This window comes from Bacillus sp. 7894-2, assembly GCF_002272225.1.
GTDB lineage: Bacteria > Bacillota > Bacilli > Bacillales > Cytobacillaceae > Cytobacillus.
The window spans coordinates 1-213 of the sequence record NZ_NPDG01000184.1; the positions used below are offsets into that span (position 1 = coordinate 1).

1 tRNA gene is annotated in these 213 nt (G+C 44.1%); it reads left to right on the forward strand.

Annotated elements, in window-relative coordinates:
* Window positions 1–69: 69 nt before the first annotated feature.
* A tRNA-Leu gene (locus CHI10_RS22080) sits at window positions 70–155 on the forward strand.
* Window positions 156–213: the final 58 nt, after the last annotated feature.

Sequence of the window (213 nt, forward strand, 5' to 3'; positions counted from 1 at the left end):
GCCCGCACCATTAATTACCATTGAATTAAGAATTACGTTTTGGTATGATGTTACTTGTCGCTTTATTAAGCGGTCGTGGCGGAATGGCAGACGCGCTAGGTTGAGGGCCTAGTGGGGGCAACCCCGTGGAGGTTCAAGTCCTCTCGGCCGCACCAAAAAAGTTGTTGACATTTGAATTTAAGATCGTTATAATATAAGAGTTGCTTTAAAAGA